This window comes from Streptococcus sp. KHUD_011 (assembly GCF_046352925.1).
Lineage (GTDB): Bacteria > Bacillota > Bacilli > Lactobacillales > Streptococcaceae > Streptococcus.
Genome location: NZ_CP157578.1, coordinates 1,680,937 through 1,700,937 on the forward strand (window position 1 = coordinate 1,680,937; position 20,001 = coordinate 1,700,937).

Consider the following 20,001-nt stretch of genomic DNA (forward strand, 5'->3'; position numbering starts at 1 on the left):
TCAAGCGGATTCTTTTTATAGTCCCATTAAACGATAAGCCTGGTCTCGGAGGTCCTTATCTGTTTCAAATAGACCACGAGCTACTGTCGTCAAGGTTGCAGTTCCCGGCTTTCTGACACCACGCATGCTCATACACATATGTTCCGCTTCAATGACAACAAAGGCTCCTTTAGCACCTAGATACTCCATCAAGGCATCGGCCACTTCGATATTCAAACGTTCTTGAATTTGTGGTTTTTTCGAATAAACTTCAACCGTACGGGCTAGCTTAGACAAACCTGCCACACGACCATCTGGAATGTAGGCAATATGTGCTCTCCCATAAAATGGTAGAAAGTGGTGTTCACACATAGTATGGAAAAAGATATCCTTTTCTACCACCATATTATCGTCAATAATCTCAAAGGATTTTGACAAATGTTCCTCCGCTGTTTGGCCAAGACCTGAGAAAATCTCTTGGTACATACGAGCCACACGAGCAGGCGTTTCCTGCAAGCCCTCACGGTTAGCGTCTTCTCCGACAGCCTCGATAATCATTTTTACTGCTGCTTCAATCTTTTGTGTATCCATTCTCGTTCTTCCTCTCCATCAGATAGGCTCTCACTTGGCTCAAGAAATACAAGGAACCTGTGACAATCCTAACTGTTTTTTTCTCTTCTTTTTTATCTGTCAATTTCTGCTCTAGAAAATCCTGCCAATCTTGATAGCTGAGATTTCTAGACTTAGCTGCCTCTTTCAGCACGCTTTCATCAGTCGCCCGACTATCGTCAAAATGTGTCAGGGTAAGTTCGGTATCTGGCATGGTCCCCAGCAAGTCCAACATATCCTCCAAGGCCTTGGTTTTGATACAAGTAAAGAGGATTTCCTTACGATAATTCGCAAAGCGTTCTTGCAAAGTTGCTAATAAAGCCTTGATAGCATGGGGATTGTGGGCTCCATCCAAAATCATCAAGGGTTCTCTTGACACGATTTCCAAACGCCCTGGCCAACTTATTTCTTCCAAGGCTTGAGCAAGCAAGTGATTGCTTGCTAGTTCTCGACCTTCTTCTTGACAAAAATTATCAAGTAAAGCTATGGCCATCCCAGCATTCTCTATCTGGTGCAAACCCAACAGGCCAGTCTGGAAGCGACCTTGTCTGACAACACTTGTATAGTCAAAGACTTCGCCTGTAACCATACTCTTTTGATGGCGGACCTGATAATCTGTCCCGTAGGCAAATCTCGGCGCATCTTTCCCTTCCGCAATGCGGTCAATCACAGCCAAAGCTTCTGGAGCAATACGACCTGTCACCAAGGGAATAGCTTGTTTGATAATACCAGCTTTCTGCTCTGCTATGGCTTCAAAGGTGTCACCAAGTAGTGCTACATGGTCCAGTCCAATGGTTGTGATGCCTGTTAAAATCGGCTGGCAGACATTGGTACTATCCAAGAGTCCACCCATGCCGACTTCCATGATAGCCACATCTACTTGCTCCGAGGCAAAGTAATCATAGGCTATAGCTGTAATTATCTCAAACTCAGTTGTCGCCTGCAAATTGGCAGCCGCTTCTCCCTCCAGCAAAGACTGATAGGCTGCCATGAGGTCTTCTAGCCTAGCCTTGGGAATGGATTCCCCATTGATGCTAATCTGGTCTGTGTAGTGAATGAGATAGGGTGAGCTAAACACGCCAACTCTCAGTCCTAGCTTTTCCAGCATATTTTTCAAAAAAGCAATGGTAGAACCCTTGCCATTGGTCCCTCCGATATGGATGACCTTGAGTTTGAGATGGGGATTTCCACGCAAAGCTAATAGTTCCACCATGCGTTCCAAGCCAAAATGCGGTTGGTCGGTTCGGTAGTTGGCAATCCACTGATTATTTTCAATTTCTTTCATCTTTATTTGTATTGTTTTAAATCTAGATTTTCCGCTTCATCAGCCAGACGAATAGCGGAGGCAATTTCAACTGCCATCTTGTGACTAGCTACATCATGCACGCGCACCACTTCCACACCCTGTCTCGCAGCGATACTGGTTACATGAGCCGAAGCTGTATCTCGATTGCGGAAACCAATTTCTGTCTCAGGATTAACCTCAAAACCATTTTCTTCTAGGATATTGATGACAAACCGCTTGCGCGACACTCCAAGAAAGATTGGATAGCCTTTCTGATGTAGTTTATCCAGATCCCGTAAAAGAATCAGATTTTCTTTCTTAGTCAGCCCAAAGCCAATTCCTGGATCCAACAGTATGTTTTCTTGTGCAATCCCAGCTTCCTCTGCTCTCGCTAGTGCTCGTTCAAAGAAAGTCTCCATCAACTCTTCGATTGGCATTTTTTCAAAGTCAGCTAACTCTTCCTCTGTAAAAGCTTGACCAAAGCCAAAATGAGGAAATATAAGCGAGCTAGGATGCTGAGGTCGAGCCATAACGGGATTAAACATAATGACCACTTTCGCTCCAGCCCTAGCTACCACATGGGCCATTTTTTCATCACCCATGAGACCAGTGATATCATTGACTAGATTGGCACCAGCAGCCAAAGCAGCCTCTGCCACCTGACTCTTCCAAGTATCAATAGAGATGAGGACATCACTTTCCTTGCGAATAGCCTTAATCACTGGAACAACACGCTGGATTTCCTCTTCTATCTCAACATAGCTACTTCTTCCCGGCCGAGTTGATTCTCCACCGATATCTAGTATGCTGGCTCCTTCTGCTATCAATTTACGAGCCTGCTGGAGCGCCTGCTCAAGCGCAAAAAATTGACCACCATCCGAAAAGGAATCTGGGGTTACATTGATAATTCCGCAAACAGCTGTCTTTGCATGATTGGCTTTAGTTGACATATCGGTCACTCCCTCAAGGCTTTTCACCATATTATTTCTCTATTTTACCATAAAAAGAAAAAGATGGATACTATTGCATTCATCTTTTTCCCAGTAGAAACAAGTAAGCAATTGTCAAAAATCTTAAACAGAAATCCCTAATGTCCGACTCAAAATCACCACGAGAGCCAACAAACAGAAAGCAACCCCATTCACAATCATGTGAAGTAAGATAGACATTTCCAAACGTTGGGTCTTGTAAGCCGTCCAAGATAGAACTGTCGACATACCTCCATAAATCAATAAAGAAGGTAAATTACTTGGTTGGTGCAATAAAGCAAACACAATGGTACCTACTATAAATCCCAAGTTCTCCTTGCCTCGGAAAATCTTTTTAGGAACAATTCCACGACACAAGATTTCCTCACAAATTGGAGCAAGCAAGGCCAATAAGAAGAAACTGGAAATCAGAGAACTATTCTGAACCATATCGTTAATCTGAGACTGGTTACCTGTTGTCGTCTCATTTGACAGTTGCAACAAGATAGAACCAAGTATATTTGACCCGATAATAACTAAATAACTTAATCCCAATCGTGCCAGATCCTTAGCTCTAAAAAAAGAAAAATTAAAACTTGCTAACTGCGTTTTACGAGCTCCAATAATAAACAGCACCAGAATCACAATCGAAATACCAGCAACTATCAGTCCTGACTGCAACAGTGGTACTGCATTTAAAGTTAAAATAGCAGTAACCCCTATAGGAATCTGATATAAAATTGTCGCCAGAAAAAAGATTAACAGCCAACCTGCACGATTCAATAATTCTTTCCACATATTTTTCTCTTTCATCACCTATCTCCTTTGTATTAAAAAAGGGGAAAAATCCCCCTGGGTCATCCTATTATAAGGCCATGCTAATGTAGTTAAGGATAAATAAGGCATCCAAAATCCAAATCATGACATGAACATCTTTAGCTTGACCTTTGACAAGCTTAGTCAAAGTGTAAGTCAAGAAACCAACTGCAATCCCTTGAGTGATAGAGTAGCTGAATCCCATAAAGATAGATGTGAAGAAGGCAGGAACCGCTTCAGCCATATCATCCCAATGGATATTTTTCAAACTAGCCAACATCATAATCCCAACGATAATCAAGATTGGAGCTGTAGCGGCTGTTGGTACAATCGCTAGAAGTGGGCTAAAGAAGCTTGAGATAGCAAAACAGATTGCCACGACCAAGGCTGTCAAACCAGTACGTCCACCTGCACCGATACCAGCAGCAGACTCAACATAAGTCGTTACGTTCGAAGTACCAGCGATGGCACCAATTGAAGTACCAATCAAGTCAGAGTAAAGAGCCTTATCCAACTTAGCTGATTGGTGATTTTCACCATTTGTCGCTACGATACCAACTTTTTCACCTGTACCGATCAAGGTACCAATCGTGTCAAAAATATCTGTCAATGAGAAGGCAAGAATAGCCATCAGAGTTTCAGGCAAGCGAGCTGTATCTGAAATCAAAGCTCCCAAACCTTCTGAACCAAGAGCTGCACCAAAGACTGTCTTCAAGTCTTCAAAAGCTGCACCAACATGGTTATTAGCAAAATCGATACTAGACAAATCTACCAAACCAACTGCGATAGCAAGAACAGTTGTTGTCAAGATAGAGAGGATAATTCCCCCTTTAATCCCTTTGATAACAAAGAAGATAGTAATGGCAAGTCCTGCAAGAGCCACCAAAACAGCTGGATTATTAAAGCTGACCAAGCCTGGAACTGCTGAAGAGTTTGCTACAATCGTTGCTTGAGCTTTGTCAGCCCCTTCTCCTACAACAATATAGTTGCCTGGATCAATCGTAAATTTCAAAAGTCCAGCATTCTTAATCCCTACATAGGCAAGGAAGACACCGATACCAGCTGAAATAGCTGAGCGAAGAGCATTTGGAATCGATTCAATGATCATTTTACGAACATTTGTCAAGGTAATAATCAATGAGATAATCCCACAGATGAAGACCATAGCTAGGGCTTCTTGCCAAGAATAACCGAGTCCAAATACGACTGTAAATGTAAAGAAGGCGTTAAGACCCATACCTGGCGCTTGAGCATAAGGTAAGTTAGCATAGAAGGCCATCATCAAGGTACCCGCTACTGCACCAATGATCGTCGCTAGGAAGACACCTTGAGCAGGCATTCCTGTTTGCGAAAGAATTTGTGGGTTTACAAAGAGAATATAACTCATTGCAAAGAAAGTTGTTAAACCAGCGAGAACCTCTGTACGAACGTCCGTACCGTTCTCTTTTAGTTTAAATAATTTGTCCATTATCAATCTCCTTTTAATTTTTACGAACAATAATAGAATTATATCATTTATCATTCACTTTTTCAATATCTTTGTTTGATTTATTTAAGAATTTGATGGAATTTTATTTTTTGTTTGGAATCTGCTTTTCTGCTTGCTTTCTGTTATAATAGAAGACATCTTATCCGAAAAGACACTAGAAAGGTCCCTATGACGAAAAAAATTATTGCAGTTGACCTGGATGGAACCCTACTCAACTCAGACAGTCAGATTTCTGACTTTACCAAAGAAACCATAAAAAAAGTTGCCGAAAAAGGGCATCAGGTTATTATTACAACGGGTCGCCCTTACCGCATGTCAAAAGATTTCTACCGTGAACTAGGCTTAGACACTCCTATGATTAATTTCAACGGCTCCCTCACTCATTTGCCAGACCAAGTTTGGAACTTTGAAAAGTGTTTAACCGTAGACAAAAAATATCTGCTAGATATGGTTCGACGTTCAGAGGACATTCAAGCCGATTTTATCGCTGGAGAATATCGTAAAAAATTCTACATTACAAATCCTAATGAAGAAATTGCCAATCCCAAACTATTTGGTGTAGAATCTTTCCATCCTGAAGATCAATTTCAGCCAGAGTTAGTAACCAAGGATCCTAACTGTATTCTTTTACAGACCAGAGTCAGTGACAAATATGCCTTGGCAAAAGAAATGAACGCCTTCTACCAGCATCAACTGTCTATCAATACCTGGGGAGGTCCGCTCAATATCCTTGAGTGTACCCCAAAAGGTGTCAACAAGGCCTTTGCTTTGGACTACTTGCTCAAGGTAATGAACCGTGACAAAAAGGATTTGATTGCCTTTGGAGATGAGCACAATGATACCGAAATGCTCGCTTTTGCTGGGAAGGGCTATGCCATGAAAAATGCCAACCCAGAGCTACTCCCCTATGCAGATGAGCAAATCGCCCTGACCAATGACCAAGACGGTGTTGCCAAAACCCTGCAAGACTTATTCTTATAACCTATACTGATACTCAATGAAAATCAAAGAGCAAACTAGGAAGCTAGCCGTAGGCAGTACTTGAGTACGGCAAGGCGAAGCTGACGTGGTTTGAAGAGATTTTCGAAGAGTATGACCAGCTTGCAAGCTGGTCTTTGTGCTCTTTTCACAGTCTCATCAACCAGTTAATCGATTGTTCTACTTTTTGCCTCCAAAACCTTGGAAAAGGCTTTCTTTTGTGATATACTTCACATATAAATACAAGAGAGCTCGTCATACTCGACTCTGTTGACACAAAATCAATCCAGTCCTGTTTCTCCTGCTCTCAGTTAATATCAAGGAGGATAGCTATGAAAGCTGTTGTTGTAAATCCAGAAAGCACTGGTGTTGCTGTTGAAGAAAAAGTACTCCGTCCACTTGAAACTGGAGAAGCACTTGTAGAAATTGAATACTGTGGTGTTTGCCACACTGACCTCCACGTTGCCCATGGTGACTTTGGTCAAGTACCAGGACGTGTTTTAGGACATGAAGGTGTTGGTATCGTTAAAGAAATTGCCCCAGATGTGAAAAGCCTTAAAGTCGGTGACCGCGTCAGCGTTGCTTGGTTCTTTGAAGGATGTGGTACTTGCGAATACTGTACAACTGGCCGTGAAACTCTTTGCCGTACTGTAAAAAATGCTGGCTACTCAGTAGACGGTGGTATGGCCGAACAATGTATCGTAACTGCAGACTATGCTGTTAAAGTTCCTGACGGACTTGATCCAGCCCAAGCTTCTTCTATCACATGTGCTGGTGTAACAACCTATAAAGCTATTAAAGAAGCCAAAGTTGAACCAGGCCAATGGGTTGTTCTTTACGGCGCTGGTGGACTTGGTAACCTAGCTGTTCAATACGCTAAAAAAGTATTCAATGCTCATGTCATCGCAGTTGATATCAATAACGACAAACTTGCCCTTGCAAAAGAAGTGGGTGCGGACATTGTTATTAACGGCCTCGAAGTTGAAGATGTACCTGGACTCATCAAGGAAAAAACTGATGGTGGAGCTCATTCAGCTGTCGTAACTGCTGTATCTAAAGTTGCCTTCAACCAGGCTGTTGACTCAGTTCGTGCTGGTGGTCGCGTAGTCGCTGTTGGTCTCCCTTCTGAAATGATGGAACTCAGCATCGTGAAAACCGTTCTAGATGGAATCCAAGTCATCGGTTCTCTTGTTGGAACTCGTAAAGACTTGGAAGAAGCCTTCCAATTCGGTGCAGAAGGTTTAGTAGTTCCAGTTGTCCAAAAACGCCCAGTCGAAGATGCCGTAGCCATTTTTGACGAAATGGAAAAAGGTCAAATCCAAGGACGTATGGTACTTGACTTCACCCACTAATCTAATAAAAACCTATTTTAAAAGTTGGAATGCGCTTCCAACTTTTTTATATTAAATTTTTTAATAAGGATTCAAAAAAACTTCTCTAAAACTCAATATATCAATATTTTCAGATGTAATCTTTTTAATTATTTTATGATAAATAGTTGATTTTTAGATGAAAACGGTTTATACTTAAACAGTCTTAAAGTTTTCTTAAACGAAAACTAAAACAAAAAAGGAGGAATGACAATAATGAGTATCGGAATCATTATTGCGAGCCACGGCGAATTTGCTGCGGGTATTCATCAGTCAGGATCTATGATCTTTGGTGAACAAGAAAAGGTTCAAGTTGTAACCTTTATGCCAAACGAAGGTCCTGATGATCTATACGCTAAGTTTAATAACGCTGTTGCTGCATTTGACGCAGAAGATGAGGTTCTAGTTTTGGCTGACCTTTGGAGTGGATCTCCATTTAACCAAGCTAGTCGCGTGATGGGAGAAAATCCTGAGCGTAAGTTTGCCATCATCACAGGACTTAACTTACCGATGTTAATTCAAGCCTACACAGAGCGCCTGATGGACGCTGCTGCAGGTGTAGAAAAAGTCGCTGCTAATATTATTAAAGAAGCCAAAGATGGCATCAAAGCTCTTCCAGAAGAGCTCAATCCAGCTGAAGAAGTTGCAAGTGCTGCAGCTGCTCCAGTTGCCCAAGCTGCTATCCCAGAAGGAACTGTTATCGGGGATGGTAAATTGAAAATCAATCTTGCTCGTCTTGACACACGTCTCCTTCACGGTCAGGTTGCAACTGCTTGGACTCCAGATTCAAAAGCAGACCGTATCATCGTTGCTTCAGATAACGTAGCTACAGACGAATTACGTAAAGAATTGATTAAACAAGCAGCTCCAGGTAAAGTGAAAGCAAACGTTGTTCCTATCCAAAAACTAATCGACGTTGCAAAAGACCCTCGCTTCGGAGGAACACATGCCCTTATCTTGTTTGAAACACCTCAAGATGCCCTTCGTGCTATCGAAGGTGGCGTGCCAATCAAAACTCTTAATGTTGGATCAATGGCTCACTCAACTGGTAAAACAATGGTTAACAACGTTTTGTCTATGGATAAAGAAGACGTTGCTACATTTGAAAAAATGCGTGACCTTGGTGTTGAATTTGATGTACGTAAAGTACCAAACGACACCAAAAAAGATTTGTTTGACTTGATCAACAAAGCAAACGTGCAATAATCGATTTTATGAAAGGATTTTAAAGATGTCTATTATTTCTATGGTTTTAGTAGTCGTTGTAGCCTTCCTAGCAGGTCTTGAAGGTATCCTCGACCAGTTCCAATTCCATCAACCAATCGTAGCTTGTACCCTTATCGGTCTTGTTACTGGTAACCTTGAAGCAGGGATCATCCTTGGTGGTTCTCTTCAAATGATCGCCCTTGGTTGGGCTAACATCGGAGCTGCCGTAGCTCCTGACGCTGCTCTTGCTTCTGTTGCTGCTGCCATTATCATGGTTCTTGGTGGCGACTTTACTAAGACAGGTATCGGTGTTGCCCAAGCAGTTGCTATCCCTCTTGCAGTTGCTGGTCTATTCTTGACTATGATTGTCCGTACACTCTCTGTCGGATTGGTTCACACTGCTGATGCTTCTGCTAAAAAAGGTGACTTCAAAGCAGTTGAACGTGCTCACTTTGTCGCACTTCTTCTTCAAGGTCTTCGTATTGCAGTCCCTGCAGCACTCCTTCTAATGGTACCAACTGAAACCGTACAAAGCATTCTAAATGCTATGCCTGATTGGCTTAAAGATGGTATGGCTATCGGTGGTGGTATGGTCGTTGCCGTTGGTTACGCTATGGTTATCAACATGATGGCAACTCGTGAAGTATGGCCATTCTTCGCTATCGGTTTCGTGCTTGCTGCCGTGTCAGATATTACTCTAATCGGATTTGGTGCTATCGGTGTTGCTATCGCTCTTATCTACCTTCACCTTTCTAAAACTGGTGGAAATGGTGGCGGAGGAGCCGCAACTTCTAACGACCCAATCGGCGATATCCTAGAAGACTACTAAGATAAGAAAGGACTGAAAACATCATGACTGAAAAACTTCAATTAACTAAATCAGATCGTAAAAAAGTTTGGTGGCGTTCAACTTTCTTACAAGGTTCTTGGAACTATGAACGTATGCAAAACTTGGGTTGGGCTTACTCATTAATTCCAGCTCTTAAAAAACTCTACACTAAAAAAGAAGATCAAATCGCTGCTCTTGAACGCCATCTTGAGTTCTTCAACACTCACCCATACGTAGCCGCTCCAATCATGGGGGTTACTCTTGCACTTGAAGAAGAACGTGCTAACGGTGTTGAAATTGATGACGCTGCTATCCAAGGGGTTAAAATCGGTATGATGGGACCTCTTGCTGGTATCGGTGACCCAGTATTCTGGTTTACAGTACGCCCAATCCTTGGATCACTCGGTGCTTCACTTGCCCTTACTGGTAATATCTTAGGTCCAATCCTCTTCTTCGTTCTTTGGAACTTGATTCGTATGTCATTCTTGTGGTATACACAAGAGATTGGATACAAGGCTGGATCAGAAATCACTAAAGATATGTCTGGCGGTATCCTTCAAGACATCACTAAAGGAGCTTCTATCCTTGGTATGTTCATTCTTGCTGTCCTTGTTCAACGTTGGGTAAATATTAAATTTGCTTTCGATGTTGCCAAAGTTCAACTAGATGAAAAGGCTTATATCCATTGGGATAAATTGCCAGAAGGATCTAAAGGTATCCAAGAAGCATTCGCACAAGTAGGACAAGGATTGTCTCAAACACCTGAAAAAGTTACTACTTTCCAACAAAACTTGGATATGTTGATCCCTGGACTATCAGGACTACTCCTTACTCTCCTTTGCATGTACTTGCTTAAGAAAAAAGTATCTCCAATCACTATTATCCTTGCACTCTTCGCAGTGGGTATTGTGGCACATGTTCTTCACATCATGTAATCAAGCAACTTAAAAGGAATCAGGTTCTAAAATCTGATTCCTTTTTTCTATACTTTTATTCGGCCAAGGCACCCATTGGATCCCATGGTGCGAGTACAATTGGTTCTGCTTCATAGGCAGCTTGTTCTGCTGCTGTCAGCAATTCTTTACGGACAACGATTTGGTATGTGTATTCGTCCATCCAAGCGTCTGAGGCAACAAAGTACCCATCGGTACCAACCTTGTCTCCCCATGAGTTTTCAACCTTCCACTTGGTTGACTTCCCATTTTCATCCAAATCAACACCTGTCAAGACCATGGCGTGGGTCATCAAACTTTCGCTGTAATCCAAACGTCCAGCCTTGTCTTGAGTGAGTTTAATGTCCATGCTTGATTCAAAGTCATAAACATCTGTCGCAAGGATTCCAGCCTTACGGTTGCTGAGCTGGCCGACATCAGAACCAAACCAAACAGTCTCACCTGCTTGCATTTGAGCAATTGCCAACTCTTTCAAGCGCTCCATCGACACGTTGATGTAACGAACCGCACGGCTACCAACCACATTTCCTAACATCTCAACTGTGTAAGATTTTCCGTAAGGCTTGTCAGCAGTTGGAGCATTGATAACAGAAACATAATCTTCTAGAGGAAGATTGACATATTTCTTGTAAAACTCTTGTGGTGTAATGCCCTTTTCGCTTTGGTAGTTGTTATCTTTATCGCGATAAGCAAAGTCAAACTGACGTGGTGGAAGTCCTAATGACATGGCAAGGAAATTAAAGATTTCTTGCAAGAGGTCTTCTTTCTTAGCTTGAACAGTCGCTTGGTCCGCACCAGAAGTAAGCAAGTCACGCAAGATTTGAGCATCTTGGCGAAGCAATTTGTTAAGTATTGCATTTAACTCACGGCTACTACTAGATGAAACAGACTCAGGGTAAACTGACTTAGGCACGACACCGTATTTCTCAAAGAGAGAAACGACCATATCCCATTGACCGCCATCTTGTTGAGGTGTTTGAAGTAGGAATTTAACCTTACGGCTCGTCAAATCTTGGTCTGCGGTTGCAATGACTTGCTCCAAGAACCAGTTTGATTTCTCATACTTATCCCAGAAGAATGTATGAGCCTGTGACAACTCAAAGTTTTCCAATTTATATTGAGAGATGAGTTTGTGACGGAAGGTGTTAAGGGCTGCAAACATCCAGCAACGACCAGACGCTTTCTGGTTTGTTACCTTGTCCTTGGTCAAATCCAATGAGAAAACAGGTGTGTTGTCTACATGGCTTTGGCGACGTTCTAGGGCTGCAAAAATTCCATTATGGCTAGCAGCATTTTCAATCGCTTGGTATTTTACATTTGCTTCATAGTTGGCAAATAATTTATCAGTAAATGATTCTTGAATCGCGTTCATAGATTCCTCCTTTTATTCTACAGTCTATTATAACTCTTTTCACAAAGGAAGCAACTGAAAAACATAAAAGGCAAGGACATTCTCCCTCACCTTTTTCGAATATAAACCAAACTAAGCAATACTTGCAAGGAGAACCTCTAATTCTTCCTTGGTCAAGCGACGCCATTCTCCTCTCTGCAAGTTCTCATCCAATACTAGCGTTCCCATAGTCAAACGTTGCAAGTCTACTACTTCCTTGCCACAGTAGCCCACCATACGCTTGATCTGATGAAACTTCCCTTCTGCAATGGTCACACGGATTTGACTTTGATTCTTTTCTGTCTCTATGGACACAAGCTCCAGTTTAGCAGGCTGACAAGTAAAGTCTTTAAGAGGAATTCCCTTGGCAAATGTCTCCACATCTTCTTGGGTCATAATTCCCTTGACTTGTGCCAGATAAGTCTTGTCCACATGACGCTTAGGTGAAAGAAGAGCATGGGCAAGCTTGCCGTCATTAGTCAAGAGCAAAAGACCATGCGTGTCAATATCCAAGCGTCCTACTGGGAAAACTTCCTTGCTCCGAGCAATATCATCCAGCAAATCCAGAACCGTTCTGTGCTTAGGATCCTCAGTCGCTGAGATGACTCCTTTGGGCTTGTTCATCATGTAGTAGACAAACTCTTCATACTCCAACACTTGCCCGTCAAAGCGAATTTCATCTCTTTCTTCATCAATCTGCAGTTTCGCTGACTTTTCTTTTTTACCATTTACCATCACGCGCCCAGACTTGAGCAAGTTTTTGACCTCAGTCCGACTCCCCACAGCGCAGGCAACTAAAAATTTATCTAATCTCATAGAACTATTATATCACACTCAAAAGGAGGCTGTCTCAATGACCAACCTCCTTTTCGTTTCATACTCTTCAAAAATCTCTTCAAACCGCGTCAACGTCGCCTTGCCGTAGGTATATGTTACTGACTTCGTCAGTTCTATCTGCAACCTCAAAACAGTGTTTTGAGCTGACTTCGTCAGTCTTATCTACAACCTCAAAGCAGTGCTTTGAGCAACCTGCGGCTAGTTTCCTAGTTTGCTCTTTGATTTTCATTGAGTATCAGATTTAAGAAATTAACTTCCTCGTCTCCAGAAAATCGCTAAGACAATCATGGAACCTAGTACTGCCGGAATAATGGCAGTTCCTGCTATTATCGGTCCCCAAGTCCCAAAAAGCAAATGGCCTATAAAGGCACCAATCCAGCCTAGAAACATTTTTCCAAAACATCCCATTCGCTCTCCACGATTGGTCAAAGCACCTGCCAAGAATCCCACCAGGAGACCAACAAACATACTTCCTATCATCTCAGCTCCTTAATCTGCCCAATCTCCGTTACGGAAGAGTGGTACACGTGTTCCATCCTCACGGATACCATCGATATCCATTTGACTAGACCCAATCATAAAATCTACGTGAACATCTGAACGGTTAAGCCCCACAGCTTCAAGCTCCTCTTCGCTCATCTCCGCTCCACCAACTACGCTAGTCGCATAGGCTGCACCGATAGCCAAGTGATTTGACGCATTCTCATCGAAAAGGGTATTAAAGAAGGTAATGCCTGACTGAGAAATTGGGCTTGGATCTGGTACCAAGGCACATTCACCCAAGGCACGCGCACCCGCATTTTCAAAGACAAGGTCTTTCATGACTTGATCGCCTTTTTCTGCAGTGATGTCAACGATTTGTCCATCCTTAAAGGTTACCTTAATACCTTCGATGATATTTCCGTTATAGCTAAGCGGTTTTGTAGAAGTGACATAACCATCTGCGCGACGGAAATCAGGCGCTGTGAAAACTTCCTCTGTCGGCATATTTGGCAAGAATCCTTCTCCCTGTGCATTGATAGCCCCAGCTGATTCCCAAACGTGGTTCTTCGGCAAACCAAGTGTCAAATCTGTCCCTGGCGCTGTGTAGTGAAGGGCTGAAAATTGCTCTTTATTAAGCATATCGGCCTTGCTCTTCAAGATAGCTGCATGCTCTTCCCAAGCCTTAACAGGATCTGCTTCGTAGACACGACAAGTTTTGAAAATTTGGTCCCAAAGGAGATCGACTGCTTCTTCGTCGCTCGCAGCATTTGGAAAGACTTTCTTAGCCCACTCAAGTCCAGCAGCGGCTGCTACAGTCCAGCTAACCTTGTTAGATTGAGTTGCGATACGCATTGGCTTCATGGCAAGTCCCATAGCTTTAGCAGAAGCTGAAAGCTTGTCAGCATCCACTCCGTTCAAGGCACCTGGATCAGATGAACGAACCCCAAGACGGCTGGCCTTATTTTCCAAGAGATAGTTCATCTCAGCAATCTTGTATTCTGGCACATTGTCCAAACGCTCCATCGGCGCATGGAGGAATTTCTCACGGTTAATGACATCATCTGTCCACTGAACGATCACCTCATGTGCACCCAAAGCATAAGCTTCTTTGACGATTAAGTGAGCCAACTCACGTTGCTCCACATCGATAGAGAGAGCCAAAGTGTGACCAGGTTGCACATTGATTCCATTTGCAACCAACAATTTCGCATATTTTTCTAGATTTTCTTTAAAATTTGGTAAAACCATGTTGTTTTCTCTTTTCTATTTTTATTTTTCTTTCAAAGCAGAGAATAATCCTGCTAAAGCAATGGCACCTGACAAGAGTGCTGTTGATAGAAGAATTGTCTGATCAGCAAGTTCTAGCTGATAGTCAAAAACTTTTGAGCTGGTTTGTCTTTTACAAAATCCTTCCCTTACTAGTATATCACATATATTGGTATTTTAAAAAACAAGCTTACTGAAGCTTGTTTTAATTAGCTATTACAAAAATTTTGTACATATCTTTCCACTTCTTTTTCCATAGATTGAATCTCACCAATATCCCATCTATTTTTTTTAGAAGTTATCTCTGCCATCATCTGTAATTTTAAACTCTGACGATGGAATATCCCTTCTCTTTCCCATTGCTCTAATTTAGCCTCTGGATAGGAGTTGCCAAACCTGGAGTTCTGAATATCGGTAGTAATACAAAGGTTGCCAAAGGAATGTAAAAACTCCGCAGGTAATTGGCTCTCTCCATCATGTCCATTTGGATTCTGAGGATACCAATGCTCTATGGAGCGACGATAAGCAAATTTGAAATGATCAAAATTAATATCCTTGTACTCTTTCTCTAATTCGGCACGATTTTTCCACAAAACATAATCCACAAAGTTAAAAGCATAAACAGGAATTGCACCATATTTTTTGATACTTTTATCTTCGGTAAACAATCTTTCCTCAGCATATCTCACTGCCATTTTTTCAAGAAAATCCTTAAACTGACTAGCAAATTCTGTTTGATTTAACTCTTCAATATAGTTAAACAAGAATTGCAAGATTTCATATAACCAACGACTATCACGATTGGCAGTAAAGGTCACAGCAAACATGGATTGGAGAAGAATGATGTTTTGGTTAATTTCCGAATCCGAAAACGTATTATTAGTAAAACGTTCTTCGACTATATAATGCTCTTTAGATTTTCCATTTGGTTGATATTCATAATAAGTCCCCTTCTGTAAAAACCATTCATCCTTATTTCTACTTGAAGAGTCCATATTCGAATTTCTAACGATGTAATTATCGAAAATGTGTTTTATTCTAAGAAGAAATTCACTAAATTCAATAACCCAAGTTTTATCTTTATTTTTTATATCAAATAGTGCTAAGAGTTTCTTATCATCTAGTTGAATCTCATCAGTTTTCTTACCTTCCGCAATTGCCAATACATGGAGTAAGAATGTTGGAAAATCAATGATTGTAGTATAATCGCCAAAATCTTTTTCTACTTCTATATTTTTTTCATTTATCTTTTTTCCTAATATATCTGATAACTTTCTTCTTTCATTTTGATGAAAATCAATATCATTATAAATATTATGAAATGAATAATTTGTAAAATGCCATCCAAAAATACGTTCACGTTCTTGAAAGTCATCTGCTCTCTTCCGTCGCATCTTAAACTGACTTGCTACCGGCTTATCAAACTCTGCACAGGCATCCCAAATTCTTGCAAACTTTTGCGCCATTTCTTGATCTGTATCGAACTTAGCCATCATTTGCGCCTTAAGAATCTCATGAGCCTCTAGTTGTTCTCCTCGAGAATTGAAACGTTCGAAATAAAGATTCAAATCTAAATCCTCAGGAAGTATACTTCGAAAAATGATGACATTATCAAAAAGATAATCCACGAAAGACTGAGGATTAAGCTGGCGATCCTCTAGCACTTTTTTCAATGCATCTTTAGCATATCCGTAGCCTCTAGTCAGCTCATTTTCATCGTCCTCTAAAATTTTTTTCTTGGCAAATAAATCTTGAATATTCTTATTTGATTTCTTCCTAGCTGGGAAGGTAAGATTGACATCTTTCAATCTATCAAAACCAAACTCATGCTTCAAAGCTAAGGCAATCAAATTAAGAGCGGTTGTCCGCTGTTGCCCATCTATGATTTTGAAAATGTCATTCTCTTTATTAACGACTAATGTTCCAATATAGTAATTGTCTCTATTTTCTTGAACAGCATCTGCTACGTCGTTCAATAACTGCTCAATTTCATCATAAGTCCAAGCAAAATTTCTCTGATAAAGAGGGATAGCATAGGTATCTTCATTTAACAAACGATTAACTGATAAGCTTATATGTGTTTCTACCATTTATCTTTTTCCTCTTCTATAATCTTGTCCACAGTATAATTTTCAAATAGCTCTCTATCTATTTTGACCATAAAATCATTCGGAGTGACAGCATGAGATAAAAGTTGAAATAGCTTTTGAACCTCTTTTTGTCTAAACCTTCCACCAGCAGCATAGTTCCCAACTGTCGCATCATATATGGCTTTAGATTTAACTCTAGGATAGTAAGACCAAATAAACAAGGTCTCTACTATCTCCTTTGATAGCTCCTCTTTTCCAAATCTATCTGCGAAAAGCGAGCAAATATTTAGGAATATATTGTGACATTTAAGATAGCGTCCTTTTGAGCTATTGTAAATGTTTAACATACCTTCTGGGTAAGCTAAATTTTGTCCTTCCTCCTCTAACTCATTAGATATTCCTAACTGTTCATTTAAAAAATCTTTATGATTTTTAACAGTTTCATGAGCAGATTCAATATACTCAAAAAATTTACTTCCATCAATGATTGGCATAGTAATGGACATGGGGAGATTTTCAATATGACGATACAATTCTAAGTATGGAAAGTTCTGATTCAAATCAACGCCTTTAAAATCGTCAATAAAATCCTCTGTAAAACGGAGATAAGATCCATAACGCTTTTTTGTCAATCCTGTATCTCCTCGAGACCAACGTCTCATACGGAAAAGATGTTTATCAAACAACTCTTTGAGACTTAAATCTTTATCTTCTACAAATTGCTCCCACTTTTCAACAATCTTTTCATCTTCTGAATCTTCCTTGCGGAGATGATAGGCTTTGAGCAAATCATGAGGTTCTAAAGGTTTTCCACGATTATTCTGAGAATCAAATAGCTGAAAAGCCTCTGATAATCGTTTTTTGGGCATAATAATCACAGAGACAGCACAATTCTCTAATAAAAAGTTGCAAATATCTTTTGCCTCATTTTCGCTAACCAATTGAGTCAAATTTTCCCACTCGTTATAATTTTCACTCGCATGATAGCAAGATAGCTCTCCAAATTCAGCACTCAGCAGTTGATTAGCACCCTTATAATTCTCTAAATCATCTAATAAATGAAGAAACAAGGAAATAGAAATTAGCCGTTGCTGTCCATCGACAATATCTAAGTATCTATCATTTCCATCATTTTCATCATTTTCATGCAAGATAACGGAACCAATCTGATATTCCTTTTTCCCCATAGCATCTCGTAAATCATAAAAAAGATTACGGATATGTTTTCTGTTCCATTTATATGGTCTTTGATAAGAAGGAATTCGCAAATTCCCTTCTTTCAATAGTTCTCCAACCTTTTTAGAAGTAAATTGAATAGTCATTTTACCCTCATCTATATTTATCTATCATTTCTTGAGCTGTTTGCTTCATATCCTCTACTAAAATCCGAGGAGACAAAACAGTAACCGCTTCTCCTTGCCCCAGCAACCAGTGTTTAAGCCCCGGTGTATGCTGACTTTCAAACTGAAAATGAGTCCAATCGCCATTTTTCCCAACTATTTTTGCATTTGGAAATTGATCCATCACAATCGTCGGATCGTACAAGTACTCGATTTCAATACTGATTTTCTTCCCGATAAAAGCATCCACTCTCTCGTTACGAATATCACCATCTCTAAATTTATCTCGATAAGAAATAGAAGGTTTCTCTATACCACTAAAAGACCAGGACTGGATACGGTCTACTCTTAAAGTAATATAAGTAGCATGTTTCAACTGGTAAACAACCAGATAGAAATAATGATTATCATAGTAAAGAGAGACTGGCAAAACAGTCTGCCTCTTAGAAGATTCAGAATAAGGTTTTTGATAGATAATATCTAGAACCTGTTCATGCAAAATAGCTTCTGATAAATTCCAAATTTTCTCTATTCTATTTTGTTGATCCGTTAAGGGAGCATAGTTCAGCTTTTCACTGCCAATAATCTGCTCAATTTCTTTTTGGTCATCACGAGGAACTAAAACCAGCAAATTTTTTAGTAAGCTATCAATTTCTGGTCTGTTCAGTGCTCGATTTTCCAATAAAATCTTTGAAATAACGAGAATATCCTTTTTATTAAAAACTGACTTACTTGCTAAACAATACTTATTCGTCTTACGGTTATAAAGAAAATCTCCACTATAACTGGTGTGACTATATAAAATATCACGGAGTAGCGAAAAATCTCTCTGTATCGTCTTTTCACTAACCTCAAATTCCTGAGCCAGTTGCTTTTTTCCTAACGGAGTCCCAAACTGTAAACGTAAAAAAATCGTTAGCAGTCTCTCTTGATCATTCATTTTCAGTCCTTCTTATTATTTTTCAAGCGATGTTAAACACGCTGTCATCCCCCACTTAAAACGCACAATTAAACGAGATTGAACATTTTTCAACTGATCTGGTTCAGAATCACCAGATAAAACAATTTGCTTATTCTTAATATGTTGAGAATTAAATAGATTAAAAAATTTTTCTTGAATCATATCATCTTTTTCTCCCAATACCTGAATATCATCTACAATTAGGAGATCAAACTCCTCACTTCTAACTTTTTGTATTTCTAGCTCATTTTCCAATAAGTTTTCGGCAGAAATGTATTTTACTCGTTTTTCTGGATTGTTCTCAAGCACCTTATTCCCAATAGCTTGAAGGAGATGTGTTTTACCTGAACCCGATTCCCCATAAATATAAAGGGGATTATATTGTAACCCTAAGTTTTCTACTACAGCTACGGCCCCTTTCTTTGCTAAATCATTACCATCTTTTTCTAGAAAATTTTTTAATTGATATTTGTTATCTAATCCTGTATTGTTCATCATTTTAACCTCTAACTTTGCACTTTATATTCAAAACGATTAAAGCAAAATAAACTAGCCCTTAGGTGATTTCAACTGTACCACTATGCCAGATTCGAAGAACTCAACTACGGATTCAGCCATATTTTTTAAGTCTTCGGGTAAGCAGTCTGAATATACAATGAAGAGTTTGTTTCTTTTCTTACTCTCTTTGAATCGCTGCATCCAGTATTCCTGTACCCTTTGATCAGCCTCTCCCAAAAATTGAACTCCATCCAGAAAAATCAAATCATACTCTGTATACCCCATTTGCAGTTTCATCCATTGACTATGTTTAGAAAAAATCAAATTATCTCTCACTCGATAATATGCAAGTGATGCTATTGGAGTAACAGGTTTTATTTTAGTTAACGTATAATAAAACAAATGCCATCTATCAGTCTCTGAAATACCGCAAATGTAAATACATTGAGAATCTTCTTTTAAGTCTATTTGTGGGAATCCGGTCCAATCATTCCCATCATCTTTCAAGCCTTTTTCAAAATTATAAATTTCCTCTTCAATTGACACATTAGAATTTAAAATTTCTTGATTCACCATATTATACTCTCTTTTCTATTATTTTTAAGAGAATTATAACAAATCAAGTGGACATATTTTGTCCACTTGATCAAAATA

The 20,001-nt window shown here is 40.0% G+C and carries 19 protein-coding genes; 5 read left to right on the top strand and 14 right to left on the bottom strand.

Features of this window, described 5'->3' with window-relative positions; genetic code table 11:
• Positions 1 to 15: 15 nt before the first annotated feature.
• The 5 genes from folE to ABKJ27_RS08145 form a co-directional block, all read right to left on the bottom strand.
• Positions 16 to 570: a GTP cyclohydrolase I FolE gene (gene folE / locus ABKJ27_RS08125; protein WP_000380917.1), complete on the bottom strand. Its 555-nt coding sequence runs from the start codon at positions 568 to 570 to the stop codon at positions 16 to 18.
• A complete protein-coding gene (locus ABKJ27_RS08130) occupies positions 551 to 1,873 on the bottom strand; it encodes a bifunctional folylpolyglutamate synthase/dihydrofolate synthase (protein WP_410011657.1) in 1,323 nt (440 codons plus the stop codon). Before ABKJ27_RS08130 ends, folE begins: the two co-directional genes overlap by 20 nt.
• A 2-nt stretch (positions 1,874 to 1,875) precedes the next feature.
• A complete protein-coding gene (gene folP, locus ABKJ27_RS08135; protein ID WP_410011658.1) occupies positions 1,876 to 2,853 on the bottom strand; it encodes a dihydropteroate synthase in 978 nt (325 codons plus the stop codon).
• A gap of 93 nt (positions 2,854 to 2,946) precedes the next feature.
• Entirely contained in the window at positions 2,947 to 3,654 is a 708-nt protein-coding gene (locus ABKJ27_RS08140; RefSeq protein WP_050391768.1) for a CPBP family intramembrane glutamic endopeptidase, read from the bottom strand.
• A gap of 52 nt (positions 3,655 to 3,706) precedes the next feature.
• Positions 3,707 to 5,125, bottom strand: coding sequence for an NCS2 family permease (locus ABKJ27_RS08145; RefSeq protein WP_049547108.1), 1,419 nt, complete (start codon positions 5,123 to 5,125; stop codon positions 3,707 to 3,709).
• A 189-nt stretch (positions 5,126 to 5,314) separates the two neighbouring features.
• On the opposite strand from ABKJ27_RS08145, the gene ABKJ27_RS08150 reads away from it, so the two are divergent.
• The 5 genes from ABKJ27_RS08150 (at position 5,315) to ABKJ27_RS08170 (ending at position 10,464) form a co-directional block, all read left to right on the top strand.
• Positions 5,315 to 6,127: a Cof-type HAD-IIB family hydrolase gene (locus ABKJ27_RS08150; RefSeq protein ID WP_410011659.1), complete on the top strand. Its 813-nt coding sequence runs from the start codon at positions 5,315 to 5,317 to the stop codon at positions 6,125 to 6,127.
• A 329-nt stretch (positions 6,128 to 6,456) separates the two neighbouring features.
• Entirely contained in the window at positions 6,457 to 7,476 is a 1,020-nt protein-coding gene (adhP, locus tag ABKJ27_RS08155; protein WP_000649186.1) for an alcohol dehydrogenase AdhP, read from the top strand.
• A gap of 234 nt (positions 7,477 to 7,710) precedes the next feature.
• Positions 7,711 to 8,700, top strand: coding sequence for a PTS sugar transporter subunit IIB (locus ABKJ27_RS08160; RefSeq protein WP_410011660.1), 990 nt, complete (start codon positions 7,711 to 7,713; stop codon positions 8,698 to 8,700).
• A 25-nt stretch (positions 8,701 to 8,725) separates the two neighbouring features.
• Complete coding sequence (locus ABKJ27_RS08165) at positions 8,726 to 9,529, top strand: PTS mannose/fructose/sorbose transporter subunit IIC (RefSeq protein WP_000022716.1); 804 nt, start codon at positions 8,726 to 8,728, stop codon at positions 9,527 to 9,529.
• Positions 9,530 to 9,552: 23 nt separating this feature from the next.
• A complete protein-coding gene (locus ABKJ27_RS08170; RefSeq protein WP_000136864.1) occupies positions 9,553 to 10,464 on the top strand; it encodes a PTS system mannose/fructose/sorbose family transporter subunit IID in 912 nt (303 codons plus the stop codon).
• 55 nt (positions 10,465 to 10,519) lie between these two features.
• On the opposite strand, the gene pepC is transcribed toward ABKJ27_RS08170, so the two are convergent.
• The 9 genes from pepC to ABKJ27_RS08215 all read right to left on the bottom strand — a co-directional run bounded on the left by pepC (position 10,520) and on the right by ABKJ27_RS08215 (position 19,923).
• Positions 10,520 to 11,854 (bottom strand): aminopeptidase C, encoded by a 1,335-nt coding sequence (pepC, locus tag ABKJ27_RS08175; RefSeq protein WP_410011661.1) that lies wholly within the window; start codon positions 11,852 to 11,854, stop codon positions 10,520 to 10,522.
• 111 nt (positions 11,855 to 11,965) lie between these two features.
• Entirely contained in the window at positions 11,966 to 12,688 is a 723-nt protein-coding gene (locus ABKJ27_RS08180; protein ID WP_410011662.1) for a pseudouridine synthase, read from the bottom strand.
• Positions 12,689 to 12,958: 270 nt separating this feature from the next.
• Positions 12,959 to 13,189, bottom strand: a complete 231-nt coding sequence (locus tag ABKJ27_RS08185) for a GlsB/YeaQ/YmgE family stress response membrane protein (protein ID WP_000580443.1) — start codon at positions 13,187 to 13,189, stop codon at positions 12,959 to 12,961.
• A 9-nt stretch (positions 13,190 to 13,198) separates the two neighbouring features.
• Positions 13,199 to 14,440 (bottom strand): aminopeptidase, encoded by a 1,242-nt coding sequence (locus tag ABKJ27_RS08190; protein ID WP_410011663.1) that lies wholly within the window; start codon positions 14,438 to 14,440, stop codon positions 13,199 to 13,201.
• A 227-nt stretch (positions 14,441 to 14,667) separates the two neighbouring features.
• Positions 14,668 to 16,548 carry a DUF262 domain-containing protein gene (locus ABKJ27_RS08195; RefSeq protein WP_410011664.1) on the bottom strand — a complete coding sequence of 627 codons (1,881 nt, stop codon included), beginning with the start codon at positions 16,546 to 16,548 and terminating at the stop codon, positions 14,668 to 14,670.
• On the bottom strand, positions 16,542 to 17,870 hold the full coding sequence (locus ABKJ27_RS08200) for a DUF262 domain-containing protein (RefSeq protein WP_049510058.1): 1,329 nt from the start codon (positions 17,868 to 17,870) through the stop codon (positions 16,542 to 16,544). Before ABKJ27_RS08200 ends, ABKJ27_RS08195 begins: the two co-directional genes overlap by 7 nt.
• Before the next feature lie 7 nt (positions 17,871 to 17,877).
• Positions 17,878 to 18,828 carry a helix-turn-helix transcriptional regulator gene (locus ABKJ27_RS08205; RefSeq protein ID WP_410011665.1) on the bottom strand — a complete coding sequence of 317 codons (951 nt, stop codon included), beginning with the start codon at positions 18,826 to 18,828 and terminating at the stop codon, positions 17,878 to 17,880.
• 15 nt (positions 18,829 to 18,843) lie between these two features.
• Positions 18,844 to 19,347 carry a DnaA ATPase domain-containing protein gene (locus ABKJ27_RS08210; protein ID WP_049510061.1) on the bottom strand — a complete coding sequence of 168 codons (504 nt, stop codon included), beginning with the start codon at positions 19,345 to 19,347 and terminating at the stop codon, positions 18,844 to 18,846.
• Between the two features lie 51 nt (positions 19,348 to 19,398).
• Entirely contained in the window at positions 19,399 to 19,923 is a 525-nt protein-coding gene (locus tag ABKJ27_RS08215; RefSeq protein ID WP_049510063.1) for a DnaA ATPase domain-containing protein, read from the bottom strand.
• Positions 19,924 to 20,001 lie beyond the last annotated feature (78 nt).

Bases quoted from the DNA above. Each gene is read 5' to 3' on its own strand.
- folE (WP_000380917.1), bottom strand. From the start codon at position 570: ATGGATACACAAAAGATTGAAGCAGCAGTAAAAATGATTATCGAGGCT.
- ABKJ27_RS08130 (WP_410011657.1), bottom strand. From the start codon at position 1,873: ATGAAAGAAATTGAAAATAATCAGTGGATTGCCAACTACCGAACCGAC.
- folP (WP_410011658.1), bottom strand. From the start codon at position 2,853: ATGGTGAAAAGCCTTGAGGGAGTGACCGATATGTCAACTAAAGCCAAT.
- ABKJ27_RS08140 (WP_050391768.1), bottom strand. From the start codon at position 3,654: ATGAAAGAGAAAAATATGTGGAAAGAATTATTGAATCGTGCAGGTTGG.
- ABKJ27_RS08145 (WP_049547108.1), bottom strand. From the start codon at position 5,125: ATGGACAAATTATTTAAACTAAAAGAGAACGGTACGGACGTTCGTACA.
- ABKJ27_RS08150 (WP_410011659.1), top strand. From the start codon at position 5,315: ATGACGAAAAAAATTATTGCAGTTGACCTGGATGGAACCCTACTCAAC.
- adhP (WP_000649186.1), top strand. From the start codon at position 6,457: ATGAAAGCTGTTGTTGTAAATCCAGAAAGCACTGGTGTTGCTGTTGAA.
- ABKJ27_RS08160 (WP_410011660.1), top strand. From the start codon at position 7,711: ATGAGTATCGGAATCATTATTGCGAGCCACGGCGAATTTGCTGCGGGT.
- ABKJ27_RS08165 (WP_000022716.1), top strand. From the start codon at position 8,726: ATGTCTATTATTTCTATGGTTTTAGTAGTCGTTGTAGCCTTCCTAGCA.
- ABKJ27_RS08170 (WP_000136864.1), top strand. From the start codon at position 9,553: ATGACTGAAAAACTTCAATTAACTAAATCAGATCGTAAAAAAGTTTGG.
- pepC (WP_410011661.1), bottom strand. From the start codon at position 11,854: ATGAACGCGATTCAAGAATCATTTACTGATAAATTATTTGCCAACTAT.
- ABKJ27_RS08180 (WP_410011662.1), bottom strand. From the start codon at position 12,688: ATGAGATTAGATAAATTTTTAGTTGCCTGCGCTGTGGGGAGTCGGACT.
- ABKJ27_RS08185 (WP_000580443.1), bottom strand. From the start codon at position 13,189: ATGATAGGAAGTATGTTTGTTGGTCTCCTGGTGGGATTCTTGGCAGGT.
- ABKJ27_RS08190 (WP_410011663.1), bottom strand. From the start codon at position 14,440: ATGGTTTTACCAAATTTTAAAGAAAATCTAGAAAAATATGCGAAATTG.
- ABKJ27_RS08195 (WP_410011664.1), bottom strand. From the start codon at position 16,548: ATGGTAGAAACACATATAAGCTTATCAGTTAATCGTTTGTTAAATGAA.
- ABKJ27_RS08200 (WP_049510058.1), bottom strand. From the start codon at position 17,870: ATGACTATTCAATTTACTTCTAAAAAGGTTGGAGAACTATTGAAAGAA.
- ABKJ27_RS08205 (WP_410011665.1), bottom strand. From the start codon at position 18,828: ATGAATGATCAAGAGAGACTGCTAACGATTTTTTTACGTTTACAGTTT.
- ABKJ27_RS08210 (WP_049510061.1), bottom strand. From the start codon at position 19,347: ATGATGAACAATACAGGATTAGATAACAAATATCAATTAAAAAATTTT.
- ABKJ27_RS08215 (WP_049510063.1), bottom strand. From the start codon at position 19,923: ATGGTGAATCAAGAAATTTTAAATTCTAATGTGTCAATTGAAGAGGAA.